This window comes from Aliivibrio finisterrensis, from assembly GCF_008933155.1.
Taxonomy (GTDB): Bacteria; Pseudomonadota; Gammaproteobacteria; order Enterobacterales; family Vibrionaceae; genus Aliivibrio; species Aliivibrio finisterrensis.
In genome coordinates, this window is sequence record NZ_WBVP01000004.1 from 44,863 (window position 1) to 62,717 (window position 17,855).

General features: G+C 37.7%; 18 protein-coding genes. 7 read left to right on the forward strand and 11 right to left on the reverse strand.

All coding sequences use genetic code 11. The features are described from left to right. Window positions 1-34: 34 nt before the first annotated feature. Together panE and F8B77_RS04750 are read left to right on the forward strand one after the other, a co-directional pair. Complete coding sequence (gene panE, locus F8B77_RS04745) at window positions 35-928, forward strand: 2-dehydropantoate 2-reductase (RefSeq protein WP_244298205.1); 894 nt, start codon at window positions 35-37, stop codon at window positions 926-928. After that, window positions 925-1,515, forward strand: a complete 591-nt coding sequence (locus F8B77_RS04750) for a DJ-1 family glyoxalase III (protein ID WP_151654205.1) — start codon at window positions 925-927, stop codon at window positions 1,513-1,515. The genes panE and F8B77_RS04750 overlap by 4 nt, the downstream gene beginning before the upstream one ends. 61 nt (window positions 1,516-1,576) lie before the next feature. On the opposite strand, the gene F8B77_RS04755 is transcribed toward F8B77_RS04750, so the two are convergent. Next, window positions 1,577-2,482, reverse strand: coding sequence for a DMT family transporter (locus F8B77_RS04755; protein ID WP_151654207.1), 906 nt, complete (start codon window positions 2,480-2,482; stop codon window positions 1,577-1,579). 112 nt (window positions 2,483-2,594) lie between these two features. Between F8B77_RS04755 and F8B77_RS04760 the strand changes: the two genes are divergently transcribed. Further along, a complete protein-coding gene (locus F8B77_RS04760) occupies window positions 2,595-3,527 on the forward strand; it encodes a LysR family transcriptional regulator (RefSeq protein ID WP_151654209.1) in 933 nt (310 codons plus the stop codon). A 47-nt stretch (window positions 3,528-3,574) separates the two neighbouring features. On the opposite strand, the gene thiI is transcribed toward F8B77_RS04760, so the two are convergent. From thiI to pomA, 3 genes are all read right to left on the reverse strand, one after another. Then, a complete protein-coding gene (thiI, locus tag F8B77_RS04765; RefSeq protein ID WP_151654211.1) occupies window positions 3,575-5,023 on the reverse strand; it encodes a tRNA uracil 4-sulfurtransferase ThiI in 1,449 nt (482 codons plus the stop codon). Between the two features lie 142 nt (window positions 5,024-5,165). After that, window positions 5,166-6,095, reverse strand: coding sequence for a flagellar motor protein MotB (locus tag F8B77_RS04770; RefSeq protein ID WP_151654213.1), 930 nt, complete (start codon window positions 6,093-6,095; stop codon window positions 5,166-5,168). A 15-nt stretch (window positions 6,096-6,110) separates the two neighbouring features. Further along, a complete protein-coding gene (gene pomA / locus F8B77_RS04775) occupies window positions 6,111-6,875 on the reverse strand; it encodes a flagellar motor protein PomA (protein WP_151654215.1) in 765 nt (254 codons plus the stop codon). Between the two features lie 278 nt (window positions 6,876-7,153). On the opposite strand from pomA, the gene xseB reads away from it, so the two are divergent. From xseB to F8B77_RS04800, 4 genes are all read left to right on the forward strand, one after another. Further along, the gene (xseB, locus tag F8B77_RS04780) at window positions 7,154-7,396 is read left to right on the forward strand and encodes an exodeoxyribonuclease VII small subunit (RefSeq protein WP_151654217.1); all 243 of its coding nucleotides are present in this window, start codon (window positions 7,154-7,156) and stop codon (window positions 7,394-7,396) included. Beyond that, complete coding sequence (gene ispA, locus F8B77_RS04785; protein ID WP_167512763.1) at window positions 7,389-8,285, forward strand: (2E,6E)-farnesyl diphosphate synthase; 897 nt, start codon at window positions 7,389-7,391, stop codon at window positions 8,283-8,285. Before xseB ends, ispA begins: the two co-directional genes overlap by 8 nt. 20 nt (window positions 8,286-8,305) lie before the next feature. Further along, window positions 8,306-10,189, forward strand: coding sequence for a 1-deoxy-D-xylulose-5-phosphate synthase (gene dxs, locus F8B77_RS04790; RefSeq protein WP_151654219.1), 1,884 nt, complete (start codon window positions 8,306-8,308; stop codon window positions 10,187-10,189). Between the two features lie 245 nt (window positions 10,190-10,434). After that, window positions 10,435-10,710 carry a hypothetical protein gene (locus F8B77_RS04800; RefSeq protein ID WP_167512764.1) on the forward strand — a complete coding sequence of 92 codons (276 nt, stop codon included), beginning with the start codon at window positions 10,435-10,437 and terminating at the stop codon, window positions 10,708-10,710. Here the strand turns inward: F8B77_RS04800 and F8B77_RS04805 are convergent. The 7 genes from F8B77_RS04805 to ribBA form a co-directional block, all read right to left on the reverse strand. Continuing rightward, a complete protein-coding gene (locus tag F8B77_RS04805) occupies window positions 10,707-12,935 on the reverse strand; it encodes a LuxQ periplasmic sensor domain-containing protein (protein WP_151654220.1) in 2,229 nt (742 codons plus the stop codon). The two genes, F8B77_RS04800 and F8B77_RS04805, sit on opposite strands and share 4 nt — an antisense overlap. Next, window positions 12,928-14,019, reverse strand: a complete 1,092-nt coding sequence (locus F8B77_RS04810; RefSeq protein WP_244298219.1) for a substrate-binding domain-containing protein — start codon at window positions 14,017-14,019, stop codon at window positions 12,928-12,930. Before F8B77_RS04810 ends, F8B77_RS04805 begins: the two co-directional genes overlap by 8 nt. Before the next feature lie 36 nt (window positions 14,020-14,055). Next, window positions 14,056-14,559 (reverse strand): phosphatidylglycerophosphatase A, encoded by a 504-nt coding sequence (pgpA, locus tag F8B77_RS04815; RefSeq protein WP_130088118.1) that lies wholly within the window; start codon window positions 14,557-14,559, stop codon window positions 14,056-14,058. A 2-nt stretch (window positions 14,560-14,561) separates the two neighbouring features. Further along, a complete protein-coding gene (gene thiL, locus F8B77_RS04820; RefSeq protein WP_151654224.1) occupies window positions 14,562-15,554 on the reverse strand; it encodes a thiamine-phosphate kinase in 993 nt (330 codons plus the stop codon). A gap of 82 nt (window positions 15,555-15,636) precedes the next feature. Continuing rightward, window positions 15,637-16,104 (reverse strand): transcription antitermination factor NusB, encoded by a 468-nt coding sequence (nusB, locus tag F8B77_RS04825; RefSeq protein WP_105054205.1) that lies wholly within the window; start codon window positions 16,102-16,104, stop codon window positions 15,637-15,639. Then, the gene (ribH, locus tag F8B77_RS04830) at window positions 16,104-16,574 is read right to left on the reverse strand and encodes a 6,7-dimethyl-8-ribityllumazine synthase (protein WP_122035847.1); all 471 of its coding nucleotides are present in this window, start codon (window positions 16,572-16,574) and stop codon (window positions 16,104-16,106) included. Before ribH ends, nusB begins: the two co-directional genes overlap by 1 nt. A gap of 149 nt (window positions 16,575-16,723) precedes the next feature. After that, a complete protein-coding gene (gene ribBA, locus F8B77_RS04835) occupies window positions 16,724-17,833 on the reverse strand; it encodes a bifunctional 3,4-dihydroxy-2-butanone-4-phosphate synthase/GTP cyclohydrolase II (protein WP_130047207.1) in 1,110 nt (369 codons plus the stop codon). Window positions 17,834-17,855: the final 22 nt, after the last annotated feature.

The following is a 17,855-nucleotide window of genomic DNA, read 5'->3' on the forward strand; positions in this document are numbered from 1 at the left end:
CTACTTTCATTATTGATACTTAATGGATAGTCGTGTGAATATCACCATTCTTGGCCCTGGAGCCGTTGGTTCTTTATGGGCGTGTTACCTACAAAAAGCAGGGCATAATGTCTCATTATGGACAAGAAGCTCAACGCCTTCTGAACGTTCTCTTTCTTTAAATGCAAAAGACAATTCATCACACTCTTTTTGTTGTAACGACAAAGACTCACTCATTCATTGTGATCTGCTTTTTATTACCGTTAAAGCATGGCAGGTAGAAAACGCACTACTCCCTTTACTTTCATTATTATCACAAGAAACCATATTACTCTTTATGCATAATGGCATGGGGGCGATTGATGCAATAAAAGAGCATATTAATCACCATCCAGTATTGCAAGCCACCACAACACATGGTGCATTAAAAGAGAACAATTACACCGTAAAACACACAGGCTTGGGTCATACCGTTATTGGTCCATTCAACTCATTGGGTAATCAATGCCAATTTATCCAAGAAGTGCTTACTCATAGCTTACCAAGTGCCGAGTGGAACCCTGAAATTAAGGTCGCATTATGGAAAAAGCTTGCCATTAACTGTGCGATTAATCCACTAACTGCAATTCATCAATGTCAAAATGGGCACTTAGCACACTCTGATATCAATCAAGATGTCATTCGTATTTGCAGTGAAGTACAACAAGTATTACAACAAGAAAATGTCGAGTGGACAGAAACAGAGCTAGTTTCAATAGTAAACCAAGTAATATCAGCGACCTCTGAAAACTACTCATCTATGAACAGAGATTGCTTTTACCAACGAAAAACCGAGATTGATTTTATTACCGGGTTCTTATTACAAAAAGCAAAACAACATGGAATATCAACACCAACCAATCAAACGTTATATAATCAAATAAAACAATTAGAAGAGAACACACTATGACAGCAAAAATTCTCGTATGCCTTGCTCCAGGAACTGAAGAGCTAGAAGCGATTACCGTGATAGATATTCTAGAGCGCGCTAAATTTGATGTAACGATTGCTAGCACCGCTTTTGATGGTGTATTAACAATGAAAGCCGCTCAACGTGTCACTCTGACTGCTGATGTTAAATTGGTTGAAGTAGCGGATGAAGAATTTGATTGTATCGTGCTTCCCGGAGGCCTAAAAGGTGCAGAAAATTTCAGAGACAGCACTCTTTTGATCGAAATGCTAAAACAACAAAAATACGATGGTAAATGGGTTGCGGCTATTTGTGCTGCTCCTGCTGTCGTGCTTCAACATCATAATTTATATCCAGATGCACGCATGACTTGCTATCCAAGTTTTATGAATTCCATCCCAAAAGATAACTTGCGACTTAAGCGTGTATTTACTGACGTGTTAAATCACTTAATTACTAGCCAAGGTCCTGGCTCTGCACTTGAATTTGCGATGGAGATCGTCACATTACTGGGTGGCAAAGAACTCACTGCAAAACTAGCGGCAGAGTTAGTGACACTACCAAACTTAAATTATCATCAAATCTAGTAGAGCTATCTTAAGCCCCAATGCCAAATCACATTGGCATTGGTATTTTCGCTACTAAAAACTATACCTTTGCTTCTTGCCTCGTCGCTATAAAGGTTGCGATAAAAATCAGACTAGCCCCAATAATTTGCACGATAGTGAAACTTTCACTTAACCATAAAAAAGCAAACAGAGCTCCAAATATCGGTTCACTGCCCATTAAGATCGAGACTTTCGTTGGCGACATCTTTTTCACACTGTAATTTTGAGCATAAAAAGCAAATACAGTACAAAATAAAACAAGATAGATAGCTAATAGCCAGAAAGATAAATCAAGTGGTATCAAGTAAACCCATTCAAAACCATGAATGGATAAAAGCAATATTATAGAAAAAATCGATACTACACTTGATTGAATACTTGTCACCATAATCGGGTCAACGTCTTTATCGACCATAACCTTTTTAGTAAACACAACCATAACTCCCCTCAATAAAGCCGCCATTAACATTAAAATATCGCCCATATTTATAGTAAGTTCGTGGGTAGTCATGTTTGTTAATAAAAACACCCCAATAACAGAGATAATAGACAAAAATAATAACTTATTCGTCGGCTTATTTTTATTTACTACCCATTCAACAAATGGCGTAAATACAACAAATAAACTAATAAGAAAGGCTGCATTAGAAGCGGTAGTGTTTTTTATTCCATAGGTTTCACAAACAAAGATTAAAAATAAAATAAAACCTGTTGGAATGACTGATTTCCAATGTGTTATATTTTTTCTATAAATAACAATCGGTAATAAAACAAGTGTTGTAATAACAAATCTAATGACTAAAAAAACCAATACACTAGTAAATAGTAATGCTTCTTTTGCCACTCCATAGCTTGTTCCCCAAAAAAACGCTACAAGCAGTAGAATCACTGAAGGTAAATATTGATTAACTGACAGCTCTCGCCCTCTTTCTATACGCCTTTCCATCGCTCTTCTCTTCTTCCCTGTGAGATAACATAAATCACATCCTTATTTGCACCAAGATACCGCAAGCTGATAAGTTAAATAATCCCTACATAAATCAAATCTTCTGTGACTCATGGACATAAATAAACTCGTAACCCTATTACCAGACATGGCCGCCTTTGTAACCGTGGTTGAGTCAGAAAGCTTTAGTAAAGCTGCGCAAGTTCTTGATATGACCCCATCAGGAGTAAGCCGCCAGGTTTCTCGGCTTGAAAACGCTCTACAACTCACATTATTAGAAAGAACAACAAGAAAACAGACCTTAACTATCGCAGGACAAGAAACGTATCATTACTGTAAGAACATCGTTGATAATGCTCAAGAAGTGGTTAACATTTCAGATAAAATCAGTAGTAACATAGAGGGATTGTTAAGGGTTTCAACACCAAAAGCACTTGGAAACCAAGTATTACAACCTCTTTTTCTACAGTTTATTGAGCTATATCCCAACATAAAACTGAAAATAAAAGTGACGGATCAATCTTGTGATCCCATCAATGATAATTTGGATGTGATATTTAATTTAACCAATCAGCCACAAGAAAATTTAATCGCTAAGCCATTAGCTAAGATAGACCTTGTTCTTTGTGCAACACCTACATACTTACAAACACATGGTGCCCCTAAACACCCTTCAGAATTAGATAAACATCAATGTTTACCCCTTGGAGAGACGAAACACGATAACGAGTGGGGATTTAAACAAGGTTCAGAGTATTATCAAATCAAAGTTGATGGACGCTTTGTGGTTAATCATACTGAAATGCGATTGGACGCGGTCATGCACAATCTTGGGATTGGTGTTTTTCCTAGCTTTGTTGTTCAAGAAAAACTAAAACAAGGGGGATTACTCGAGGTTCTATCTCACTGGGAAGTACAAGGCAATTATCACGGTGATATTATGATGCAGTTTTTAAGAAGTAAGCATATGCCTAATCGATTAAGAGTATTCATTGATTTTATGGTTCAACAATTTGAGACGATAAAAATAAAAAAAGAGAGCTAAGTATTCAGCTCTCTTCATCTCATTCTATAATGCTAAAATCACATGGGTTATGGGCGGTAAACTTTTACGTTCTTGTACCCATTTTCAATTAGCAATAAAGCTTGAAGACGACTCATCACACCACGCTCACAGTATAAAAGGTATTCTTTAGATTGGTCTAAATCACCAAATTGGGTCGCAATCTTAAAGAAAGGCAAATGCTTAACTTCTACACCCTCTATTTTTAATGGGTTTTCGTCTTCTTCTTCCGCACTACGAATATCTAAAACAACGACATTTGAGCTTAACTCAGATACCATTTCAACTTCAGGTGCTTGTTCTTGGCTTTCAGTTTCAATCGCACGAATATCCATTACGCGAGCATCATAAACCACTTGCTCAAGAATAGAGAAATCAAACTTAGCTTCTTCTTTCTCTAGCTTGAATTTTTCAGCTTTGATGGTTGGTTTTTTAGAAATCACTCCACAATACTCAGGCATCGTTTTAGCAAAATCTTCAGTGCCAATTTCACGGGCTACATTAATGATATCTTCTTTATCCCAGTTAATTAAAGGACGTAGAATCAATGTATCTGTTACGTTATCAATATGACGTAAGTTCGTTAGTGTTTGACTAGATACTTGCCCTAATGCTTCACCAGTAACTAAACCTTCGATACCTAATTTCTCTGCAACCATCCCACCTACACGCATAAACATACGCTTTAAGATAACACCCATTTGGCCATCATCTACTTTCTCAAGGATCTCAGCAACAACGGGTTCAAAATCAACAGAGATGAATTTTACTTTTGCTGATGAACCGTATTTTTTCCACAAGAAATGAGAAACTTGTTTAACACCAATTTCGTGAGCTGGACCACCTAGATTAAAAAACATGTAATGTACTTTTGAACCACGTTTGATATGCAAGTAACTTGAAACGCCCGAGTCAAAACCACCAGAGATTAAGCTTAATACATCTTCTTGAGTACCTAGAGGAAAACCACCAAGTCCTTTATGACGAGCAATCACCAAGTTCAGTTTTTCATTCTCTACTTCAAACTTAACCGTTACTTCAGGATTCTTTAATCGTACTTTTGCTGATTCAACCGCTTGATTTAAACCGCCACCAACATAACGCTCTAATTCAATAGAGGTAAATTCATGTGTACCACGACGTTTAACACGCACACAGAACGTTTTTCCTTCAATGATTTCACGATTCATCTCTAAACATTGTTCAAAGATATCATGCATATCCGCAAAAGCACTCTGCGTAACTTCTAGTACATGGTGAATGCCTGGTGTATGAGTAACAGCCGTAAGTACTTCATTACGGTATGTACCATCAAGACCTGAAACTTCAATGTAATCACGACGGTTAATCACTTCAACGCCTTTTGTTTCGCGTTTAATGATACTGCGTAGATTCGTTTCTAGAATACGAATAAAACGCTTACGTACTGAATCACTTTTAACAAAAACTTCTGGATGTGGCTTAACGATAAACTTCATATATAGGCTTCACTGGTGTGGAATAACAATCAAAAGGTTAGACTAAATGGATTTAAGACCTAATCTAAGGCGCAAGATTATACCGAAAAAAAAGGAGAGTTGCTAATTCAACTCTCCTTTCATCATTTACTTAAACTATCTCTTATTTCTGTGCACTGGGCACTTCATCACTTTCATGCGCTTTACCTTGCATGATACTGATTTCAACTCGACGGTTACGAGCTCGCTGAGCCGCGGTTTTATTTGGTACAAGAGGCTCTGTTGACGCCATTCCTCGAACACGTAAACGGTCACTTTCAAAGCCCTTCACCCGCTCCATTTCATGAGCAACAGAAACCGCACGCTGCGCAGATAAATCCCAATTAGAACGGTATAATTCCGAATCTAATGGTTGATTATCTGTATGACCAGAAACTCGAATAATACCTGGAATATCTTTTACTAACTCACCAATTTGACGGATAAGAGGACGAAACTTAGGTTGTAAGAATGCAGATCCCGCAGGGAATGCACCCTTTTCACGAATTCGAATCACTAATTGCTGTCCCAAATTCTCAACTTCCAGAGCACCATCATCAATTTCACGCTGTAACGCTTTTTTGATGGTTTCCTCTAACTCTTGCTGTGTTTGGCTTTGACTTTCTGACTCTGATTCACTTTGAGAGTTAGTCTGTGTTGAGGTAGAAGATGACTCTCCTCCGGTTTGCTTACCTGCATCACGTTTTATACCACCAGCACGATCAGACTCTCCATCATGAAAATCTAATGTTTTCTGAGGGATATCTATCGTTTGTTGCATGATCACTTCAATCGGTGTTGGCTCAGGGCGACCAGGTCGAAACTCTTGTGCAATAACACTGGTACCTTTAGGTATATCTTTTACTTCAAGTACGTTTTGAACCCCAAATGCAAATTTCATCGAACCTGCTATTTGCTTAAATTTCAACACATCCATTTCAGAAAAAGAAAGTAACAGTACGAAGAAACACATTAATAGCGTTGCTAAGTCCGCAAATGTTGCCATCCATAAAGGGGCACCAGGAGGACATTTGCACTTATCTTCATCTTCCATTGCTAGCTCCTAGTTTTATTCTTCGCCAATATCAACAACACGCTTCTTCTCGTTTAAGTAATTACGTAGGTAACTATCAATAACACGAGGGTTCTGACCATCTTGAATAGCTAAAATACCATCAAGGATCAAACGTCGATTTAATTTCTCTTGTTCTTTACGTAATTCTAATTTATGCGCAATAGGGAATGCGATCATATTTGAGATAACAGAACCATATAATGTTGTTAAAAGTGCAACGGCCATTGCTGGGCCAATCGATTTGGGATCGTCCATGTTTGATAGCATACCCACCAAACCAATAAGCGTACCAATCATACCCATTGCCGGTGCTACATCACCAAACGCGGTAAATACACCAACACCTTTTTCATGGCGTTCGTTCGTTAACGCGATGTCTTTTTGTAATGTTGCTTTAACCACTTCGGCATCGTGTCCATCAACCAATAAGTCGATGCCTTTTTGCATGAATGAATTACTGATCTCTTTTTCTTCTAATGCTAAAAAACCGCCTTTACGAGCTGCATCGGCCATTTCAACGATCGTCACAATTAAATCAACCGGTTCGTCTGTTTTAAACATGAATGCTTTTGCCGCAATTTTCCCTGCGCCAAAAAATTGACCTACGGTAAACTTCATCAGTACAACGAAGACAGAACCACCTACTACAATCAGTACCGATGTTGTATCCATAAAAATGGCTAAGCCACCAGCCAGTGCCATTGCCATGATAATAAATGCAAAACTACCAACTAAACCTATTAACGTTGCTAAATCCACAGAGCGCTCCCCTATCTTGCTGCTTGTGTTCATTTATAATGTGCTAAGCAAAAAACAAGCCATAAAAAGCATCCGTTTTTTTGCCGCTTATCTCTTATCGACCAAACGTATCAATGGTTTAATTTTTTTATTCAAAAAAGCAATACCATCGATGAATTGTGTGAAATTTAACCCCTAAAGCGTAAATTTTAATTTTATGTATCACTTTCTCACCACTTCAATTGACCCTTTACGCACTCTGAGTTACCTTTCTTGGATCATTTTAAGAGTGAATCATTATGGCTGTAAAAAAACCTGAAAATTTATCGTTTGAAGCGGCAATTGAAGAACTGGATTCTGTCGTTAATCAATTGGAGGGCGGTGATCTGCCTCTTGAAGATGCTTTGAAGAAGTTTGAGCGTGGTATTGCCCTAGCTCGTGCGGGACAAGAAAAGCTGACTCAAGCTGAGCAACGTGTCGATATTCTTCTTCAAGCTGATGATAATGCTGAACTAACCCCTTTTGATACTAATAATGATTGATTCACTAAAACAACAATTACCTATTTATCAACAACGTAACATTGAACAATTGCATCAATGGCTTGATAAAATTGAAATTCAACAGCAGCCTTTGACTGAAGCGATGAAATACGCATTACTTCTTGGAGGTAAACGCGCTCGCCCTTATCTAGTCTATATCACGGCAAAAATGTTAGGTGTACCGACTGAACACACTGATGCAGCAGCGGCAGCAGTTGAATGCATACACTCATACTCTTTAATTCATGATGACTTACCAGCAATGGATAATGACGATTTACGCCGAGGCCATGCTACTTGTCATATAAAGTTTAATGAAGCTACCGCTATCCTTGCCGGTGATGCCTTACAAACCTTGGCGTTTGAAATTCTAGCTAACGGTTCACTGACAGCGGATGCAGAATCTTCTCGAATTGATATGATCCGCTTGTTAGCAAAAGCCTCTGGAGCTTCAGGTATGTGCATGGGGCAATCTCTTGATTTACAGGCTGAAGGGAAGAAAGTTAACTTGTATTCTTTAGAGCAGATTCACGCCCATAAAACGGGTGTATTAATAAAAAGTGCCATTCAGCTTGGCGCATTATGTGCTGGGGATAAGGGCAAAGCAATTCTCCCTCAACTTGAAACCTATGCCGACGCTATCGGTTTAGCTTTTCAAGTTCAAGATGATATCCTAGATATTACTAGCAATACAGAAACTCTCGGAAAACCTCAAGGTTCTGATCTAGAATTAAAGAAAAGTACTTACCCTGCCTTACTTGGCCTTGATGGCGCTCAACAGAAAGCAGAGCAATTGTACCAAACCGCAATTGAAGCATTGAATGATATCCCTTATAACACGGATGCAATGCAAGCGTTCGCTCAATACGTCATTGAGCGTAAAAACTAAAACAGATAAGCGCTAATATTATGTCACTAGATATTTCAAAATACCCGATTCTGGCTTTGGCAAATACCCCAGATGAATTACGCTCTTTACCTAGAGAAAGCCTGCCTGCTTTATGTGATGAGCTACGTACTTACCTATTAAATTCAGTAAGTAAAACAAGCGGACACTTAGCGTCTGGTCTTGGTGTTGTCGAGCTGACCGTAGCTTTGCATTACGTGTATAACACGCCTTTTGATCAGCTTATTTGGGATGTTGGACATCAAGCTTATCCTCATAAAATCTTAACCGGTCGCCGTGAACAGTTATCTACTATTCGCCAAAAAAACGGATTACACCCATTTCCATGGCGCGGTGAAAGTGAATACGACGTATTGTCTGTAGGACATTCATCTACCTCAATTAGTGCCGCCTTAGGTTTAGCTATTTGTGCTGAAAAAGAACATGAAAACCGTAAGGTCGTTAGTGTTATTGGTGATGGTGCAATCACAGCAGGCATGGCATTTGAAGCCTTAAACCACGCAGGTGATATTCACCCAGATATGTTAGTTGTCTTAAATGACAATGAGATGTCAATTTCTGAAAACGTAGGCGCATTAAACAACCAATTAGCACGAGTACTTTCAGGCAGCCTGTATACATCGATTCGTGAAGGTGGCAAAAAAGTACTTTCTGGTACCCCAACGATTAAAGAGTTATTAAAGCGCACGGAAGAACACTTAAAAGGCATGGTTGTACCTGGAACCATGTTTGAAGAACTAGGGTTTAATTACATCGGTCCTGTTGATGGGCATGATGTCAACGAGCTCGTTCATACCTTAAACAATATGCGTAATTTAAAAGGACCGCAGTTCTTACACATCATGACCAAGAAAGGGAAAGGCTACGAGCCTGCTGAAAAAGATCCTATCAGCTACCATGGTGTTCCTAAATTTGATCCAAAAGACAGCTCATTACCTAAATCGTCTGGCGGAAAACCAACATTTTCAAACATCTTTGGTGATTTCCTTTGCGATATGGCTAAAGAAGACGATAAATTAATGGCCATCACGCCTGCTATGCGCGAAGGCTCTGGCATGGTTCGCTTCTCTAAAGAATACCCAAGCCAATATTTTGATGCCGCTATTGCAGAACAACATGCAGTGACACTTGCAAGTGGCATGGCTATTGCCGGTTACAATCCGATTGTTGCTATCTACTCAACGTTTTTACAACGTGGTTATGATCAATTAATTCATGACGTTGCGATCATGGATTTACCTGTTATGTTTGCTATTGACCGTGCAGGTCTCGTGGGCGCAGACGGCCAGACTCATCAAGGCGCTTTTGATATCAGCTTTATGCGCTGTATTCCAAATATGGTTATCATGACGCCAAGCGATGAAAATGAATGCCGTCAAATGCTATACACTGGCCATAAGCATACTGGACCAAGTGCTGTTCGTTACCCAAGAGGCAGCGCAACTGGTGTCGATGTTGATAAAACAATGCGAGCGCTAGAAATTGGTAAAGGCCGTCTACTTCGTGAAACTAAAATCACGGAAAAAGGAGAGCGTGTTGCTATTTTAAACTTTGGCACGTTCTTAGAAAATAGCCTTGTGGCGGCTGAAAATTTGGATGCTACTGTTGCAGACATGCGCTTTGCAAAACCACTCGATGAAGCCTTACTGTGCGAATTAGTAACGAATCACGATGTATTAATTACTGTTGAAGAAAATGCAATTTCAGGTGGTGCCGGTTCGGGTGTGATTGAATTCTTGATGAAGAACCGCTTGATTAAACCAGTTCTACAATTAGGTTTACCTGATGAGTTCATTGCTCAAGGTACGCAAGAAGAAATGCACACCGAACTTGGATTAGATGCGCAAGGTATTGAAAAACAGATCAGAGACTATCTGGACCTCTAAATAGTCCATATCTAATTTTCAGTGAGACATAAAAAATGCCACAACTCTGTGGCATTTTTTCTATCTACCTAAGCGACAATTTAGTCTAATTTTGCAATACCGTAAATAATGCGTCTAATTTTCCCTCTTTTGGTAAAAAATGAGCAATACAATATACTTTCTTAGACATAAGCTTTCCTTGTGTTATTGACTGTAGTCCGTTTATCTTTCATTATCTCCATACACTAAATTGTATGGTCAACATAATGAAGTCAGACGTAGATAAGATGCTAAATAAACACCAACAACTTACGCACAGTACCGATGTCAAAGTAACATCTCATACTCAGCGTGATATTGGACGTTGGATACAGCATACCATCATGATTGAAAACTGTAATGTTCCATTTAAATTTAATCGAACAAAACCCTACCAATCACTCAAGGGGGCAAGAATAAACCTTACTTATTACCCAAGTATAGAAATCCTAGCGGGTTTTGAAATAGAAATAATGAAAGTAGTTCGAATTAAACGCAGTTAATGTCTACACTGAAGCTTATAAAAAACTAAGGCATCTAAAATAGACTTTTCTTTTATTGGCTTCGTAATTACATAATTAGCTCCAGCCATTAAAAACTCCTCATTAGACTCCTTCAATACATCAGCCGTATAAGCATAAATAGGTGTATTCAATTTTAATACATCACGAATATATTTTGTTGCCTCAATACCACTCATCCCTGGCATCTGATTATCCATAAGAATAAGATCAAACGACCTCTCCAATAGTTGATTAATACCATTTTGAGCAGAAATTTGCCAATCCACACGTAAGCCATATTTTTTACAATAAGCCTTAGCGATATAAGCATTAGACTTATTATCTTCAATCAAAAGTACATTTAAACCGGTTGGCAGTAAAGATTCGTAAGTACTATCTTGGTTCGCAGTACTTTCATCTACAGTATCAATAACAGTAACAGGGACTTGAGCCTGGAATATAGAACCATAACCTAATTTACTTTGAACGCTAATTTTCCCATGCAATAAATCCAACAACTGCCTAACAATAGCCAACCCTAGCCCGCTACCACCAACTTTTCTTATTTCTGTTGATTCCGCTTGAATAAAGGGTTCAAATATTAATGATTGTTCCTTTAAGTCCATACCTATACCGGTATCTGCCACATCAATATAAAGGATAACTTGATCATTATTTGTTTTTAAAGAAAGCGTTAATTTAACGTTACCAGAATCAGTAAACTTAACGGCATTACTTAATAAATTAAACAATATTTGAGTTATTCTAACCTTATCAGAATTGATTAATGCATTTTCATCAATGTTATTATAAATAATAAAATTGACTTCCTTCCCTGCACAAAGAGGAGTATATATTGCATTAATTGTTTCTAACACATCACTCAGTTTAAATGGTTCGCACAATATATTAAGTTTGTCCTGTTCTATCTGAGAAAAGTCAAGTACATCATTTAAAACAGCAAGAAGATGCTCCCCTCCCTGGTGAAGAATTGCTATTTGTTTTCTTTGCTCGGCAGTTAAATCGGTTTGTTTTAATAAACTAGAAATGCCAAGAATACCATTTAAAGGCGTACGTATCTCATGACTCATTCGCGCTAAGAAATCTGATTTTACTTGTGTAGATTTTTCAGCAGTTGCCTGAGCTTTATAACTGTCTTCTTTTGCTTCAATTAATTCAATAAAGGTTTCTTCTAATTTATGTCCTATATTATCAAATTCAAGAATACCACTACCCTGATATTGAGTACCCGAATTTTTTTTCGAGACATCATCTGCATATTTTAGCAATGATTTAAGTGCTAATACTATTTTATGTTCAAATAGACCTCTAATTAATATCGCCATAGCAATAAGAACAAAAAATGAAAGAACAACACTGTAAATGAATCGTTGCTCTAGCATTTCTATATTATTTGTATTTTGCAAAGTTAATATAGATAATTTTCCATTTAATGATTCAATATCTATATCTGTCAAATTTATATTTTTATTTTTTGATAGTAAATCAGTATCATTAATTGTTTTTTTAATTTCATCATATTCTTCTGTTTCTTTTTTTATACTTGTGGCTATAATGTTATTATTATTGACAATTAACACATCTTGACTATTACTTATTTCTTTTAAATTATGAACAAAAGAAATATTATTATTTAATATTTCCGCATTGTATAAATATCCTCTTATCTTACCAGTAGAAGAAATTACGATCGGTGTTTTTCTTATTAATATATGATTTTGAGATAAATTTTCATCAATCATCATATAATACCAAATATTAATATGAATGTTTTTCCCTATTATACCTTGAAGATCTTTATCATATAAGCCAAGAAACAAGTTATTACCATCATTCCAATAAAGTTTATTATCGTTCTCAATAAAACGAAAGTCTGGCGAATTGTACGGAGATTTAGCTTCTATATCTGAGAAATAATGCTCAAGGCTTCGAATACGGTCTGTATTTTCACCATCTTGTAACCCCAAACTACCCGCATCCGTATCTTGCCTGATTTGCAATATGGCTAAACGATGATTTAAAAAATTAGTTACTAAACTAGAGGTTTGTTGTAAGTTTCGCTTAACTTCTTCATTTATTGTATTAATACTAAGCTGGTAGGTATGAATTGTTATACCTACCGTTAAAATAGAAAATATAACGAAAATAGCTCGAAAGATAAGATCTGCTAACGATGCTTTTTTCACAAAATTTTCTTTACTCATGCTCTAAGTCTACGCCTGAATAACGGAAGGCTCTCTGCTTTAGCTTCTCTAACTCTTCAGTGCTTGTCTCTGATGTAACCATTTCAAAATCACCAGAGTACACAATAGGTACTTGCTTACCTTCAAGATCTAATTTAATCGCTTCAGCCATGACAACGCCAATATCATCGTTCATTCTCATGACTGTAGCATCGAGTTTCCCCTGCTCGATAGCTATTAATTCGAGCGAGCCACCACCCCAACCATTAAGCATAGGTTGAACATTCATATTCTCATCTAAGGCATCTAGTGCACCAAGAGCAATATCAGTAGAAGAAGAATAAATAAAATCAATATCAGGGTTGTCATTCACTATATTTTTCGTTGCCTTATAAGCACTTTCTTCTGTCGAATCAGTATAAAATGAAGACGTTAACGTATACTTATTATTATCCATTGATTGAACAAATACATCACCTCTAGCTGTACTTAAATAACCATAAGAATAATATAACATTCCATATTTAGCGCCGTTAGGAAACTTAGTTTGAAAATATTTTGCCAACAAACGAGTTCCTATAACATGATCAAAGCCCGCATATAATAATGGCTGAGTGTCATGCCATGCTTTTACGGGTGTTGTGATATTTTGCAGAATAATTTTAGTTTCAGGATTCTGTAGTACATGTTCAATGAATTTACGATGACGAGTCGTGCTAAGAGTAAAAATAAGATAATCCGATTTTTGCTCAATCGCATTATATAAAGAGCGACTCTGCTCTTTAAAGTCAACATTCAAACGGGTTGATACTGGCATTAATTCATACTCTATATTTAATGCTTGTAAGCGAGCCTCAAAAGCGATTAAATTACGCTTCCAATAATCAGAGGCCTGCTCCCCAGGATAAACAAATGAAATGTTAATTGGTTTATCTTGTGTTACAGATAAAGGAATAGGGTCTTGCTTTACGACATTAGTCAGTGACGATGTTAGCGCTTTTTCTTTAGGGTACTTTGTCAAATACTCATTATAGCCCCAGTATCCAACCAAAACAGGATCTGAAAACGCGACCTTGGAATAACTTGAACAAACAGCCAATACCATCAGTAATGAACAGCATTTTGCCTTGAATGTAACCATTTATAACCAACCAGAATATTTACCAATTAGCCAAAGGCTAATTAGAGCCATAAATCCAGCGACAATATCATCTAGCATGATGCCAAAGCCGCCATGAACTTTGCTATCTAGCCATCCAATTGGCCAAGGTTTTACCATGTCAAAAAATCGAAATAAAATAAACCCTGTTAGTAACCATTTCCAGTCAGTTACCGATATATTTAAGTAGGGAACAATACTCATCGTTATCCAAAGACCAACGAATTCATCCCATACAATTGAACCGTGATCGTGCACCTTCATATCTGATGAAGTAATGTCACAAATTTTAATACCTATTACTGCAGAAACAATAACTGCGACCACAAATAGAGAAAAAGGAAGTTGTGCTAACAATAGATAAAATGGGATTGCAGCTAGCGTTCCCATTGTGCCAGGGATCACTGGCGCTAAACCACTACCAAAGCCTGTAGCCAGAAGATGCCACGGATTTTTTAAACTAATTAATGCTAAAGGATTTGTCATGATTAATTCCTAAAATGATCGTAGCCATAAAGAACCCAATCTAATGAGGTGGTGTCTTTATGTAATTTAATAGTATCCTGCAAGGTGCTAAATGGGCCTTTCTCGATTTCACCAATTATACTAACATCTTGATTTAAAAGAAAAGATATTTTTTTAATCGCATCTCTGTTCTCTTTTGGTGCAGTGAAACAAAGTTCATACTCCTCCCCACTCGTTAGTGCTGTTTTCTCGCATCTCTCTCGATTTCCAGAAAAATACTGCATTAATTCATCAGAAATGGGTAACTGATCCACATCAATATATGCTCTCACATTGGATTGTTTCAGTATATGTGCAAGATCTGAGATTAGGCCATCAGATATATCAAGCGCTGAATGACATAAGTGGCGTAAGCGTTGAGCTAATTCAACTTTTGGGGTTGAGTAATAATGTCGGTATTCTAATTCTAGTTCAAGCTCGGTTTTTATCTGCTTCGATGTATTTAATAACACTTCAAGACCAGCGGCACTGTCTCCTATTAATCCTGTAACGTAAATATCATCTCCTACCTTTGCACCTTTACGAGTTAACGCCTCTCCTTTTGGTACCAGTCCTTGCACTGTAATCGTAATACTTAACGGACCTTTGGTTGTATCACCACCAATGAGTTGAACATTATGTTGCTTTGCCAGGCCAAAGAAACCTTCGCAAAATCCTTCTAGCCACTTCTCATCAGGCTTAGGTAATGTTAATGCGAGAGAAACCCAAGTTGGTTTTGCTCCCATGGCTGCTAAATCACTCAAATTAGAAGCCAGTGCTTTATATCCTACCTTAATAGGGTCTGCATCTGCTAAAAAATGGGTTCCAGCGGCTAAAGTATCTGTTGTTATCGCAACTTGATAACCTTCAGGGACTGAAACCAAAGCACAATCATCACCAATACCTAAGTCAACATCATTTCTAGAAACATTGTCTTGAACAAAGAATCGATCTATTAAATTAAATTCACTACTCATTGTTTATACATTCAGTTTTTAGTTATAAAAAAGGCCAGCAACTAGGCTGACCTTTACAATTAATTAGTATGCTACTTCCAACTTATTTTTTACGTAAAGTCGGAGCCGCTTTATCTAATACACCATTTACAAATTTGTGGCTATCTTCTGCTGCAAATACTTTTGCAAGTTCAATAGCTTCATTGATAACAACTTTATAAGGTACGTCATCACGGTTCATCATCTCGTAAATAGACATACGTAATAACGCAAGTTCCATTTGGTCAAGATCTTGAAGTGGACGAGATAAGTATGGACGCATTTTACCGTCTAACTTAATGTGGTTAAGAGCAACACCTGAGAAAAGATCGCGGAAGTACGCTACATCTGTCTCTGGGGCTTGTAGCTTAGGCTCTTTTGCATGATGCTCTTCTTCATCATACTTCTCTGCAGTTAAAAACTGCTCTTCAATATCAGCAATATTTTCTTTGCTTAATTGCCATGAATAGATTGCTTGAAGCGCAAATTGACGTGCATTACGACGTGCGGCTGGTTTCACACTAACCCCCATTAGGATTCGATTTGAGACAGAACATTAATCATTTCGAGTGCGCTTAGTGCAGCCTCTGCCCCTTTATTACCAGCCTTGGTACCGGCGCGCTCGATTGCTTGATCGATAGTATCAACAGTCAAAACACCAAACGCCACTGGAATGCTATACTCCAGAGATACTTGTGCTAGACCCTTATTGCATTCACTACATACATAGTCAAAATGTGGTGTACCACCACGAATAACAGAACCCAATGAAACAATAGCATCATATTTTGCTGTTTTAGCTACTCGTTGAGCAACTAATGGTAATTCTACAGCGCCAGGGCAGCGAACAACAGTGATGTTTTCTTCAGATACTTGACCAAAACGCGTTAAAGTATCAATAGCGCCAGAAAGTAAACTTTCATTAATAAAGCTATTAAAGCGAGAAATGACAATTGCAATTTTCGCATTAGGAGCAGCAACGCCGCCTTCAATTACGTTCATAAGCCTTCCTGTATCTATATTATTCCAATTAAACTGGGTAACTATTTTCAACTATATATCATAGTGAGAATCGGCGAATTCTATCACAGCTTTGTGACAAATATCTAATTATTTGGGCTCTATTTACTCAATAGAGCCTATGGGAGCCTCTATTTTGATACGTATTCAACCACATTAAGGCCAAAGCCAGATAATGAATGGTAACGCTTTGAAGACGACGATAATAAACGCATATCAGAGATCCCTAAATCAGCTAGGATTTGAGACCCAACACCAACACGGCGAGAAGTACCTTGTTTTTTCGCCATGGTTGGCGCTTCACCACTATCTTGTCGTTCTAATACTTTGATTTTATGAACAATACTATCTGCTGATTCTTCATTACCTAAGATAACCAGCACGCCACCTTCATTTGCAATACGCTGCATTGCTGTTGGTAATGTCCAACTGCGCTCAGAACAGCGATCAGAATGAAGGATATCTGTAAAGGTATCTTGTAGATGAACACGAACCAAAGGCGCGTTATCTGATACGTTCTCTTTTTTCATTGCATAATGAAGTTGATTATCAATAGTGTCACGATAAGTCACTAACTCAAAGTCACCAAACTCTGTTGGTAATTTACACTCCGCAACGCGCTCAATTGTGGTTTCATTATCATTACGATATTCAATTAAATCGGCAATGGTACCTAATTTAATATCGTGCTTTTCAGCAAAAACTTCTAAATCTGGGCGACGAGCCATTGTTCCGTCATCATTTAAGATTTCAACAATAACACCTGCAGGTTCAAAACCAGCTAAACGCGCTAAGTCACAACCAGCTTCAGTGTGTCCAGCGCGAGTTAATACGCCACCTTCTTGAGCTGCTAACGGGAAAATATGACCCGGCTGAACTAAATCTGCGGCAACCGCATTTTTAGCAACAGCTGCTTCTACTGTGCGAGAACGATCGGCTGCTGAAATGCCTGTAGTTACGCCTTCAGCGGCTTCAATAGATACCGTAAAGTTAGTCGTAAACTGTGCGTTATTGTCTTGTACCATTGGTGGAAGACCCAGCTTTTCACAACGATCTTTCGTCATAGTAAGACAAATTAAACCACGACCATGTGTTGCCATGAAATTAATAGCTTCTGGTGTAATTTTTTCTGCAGCAATGATCAAATCGCCTTCATTTTCACGATCTTCATCATCCATTAGGATAACCATCTTACCTAAACGAATATCTTCAATAATGTCTTTTGCTGAGCTAATTGCCATGTGAAATACCTTTAATATATTA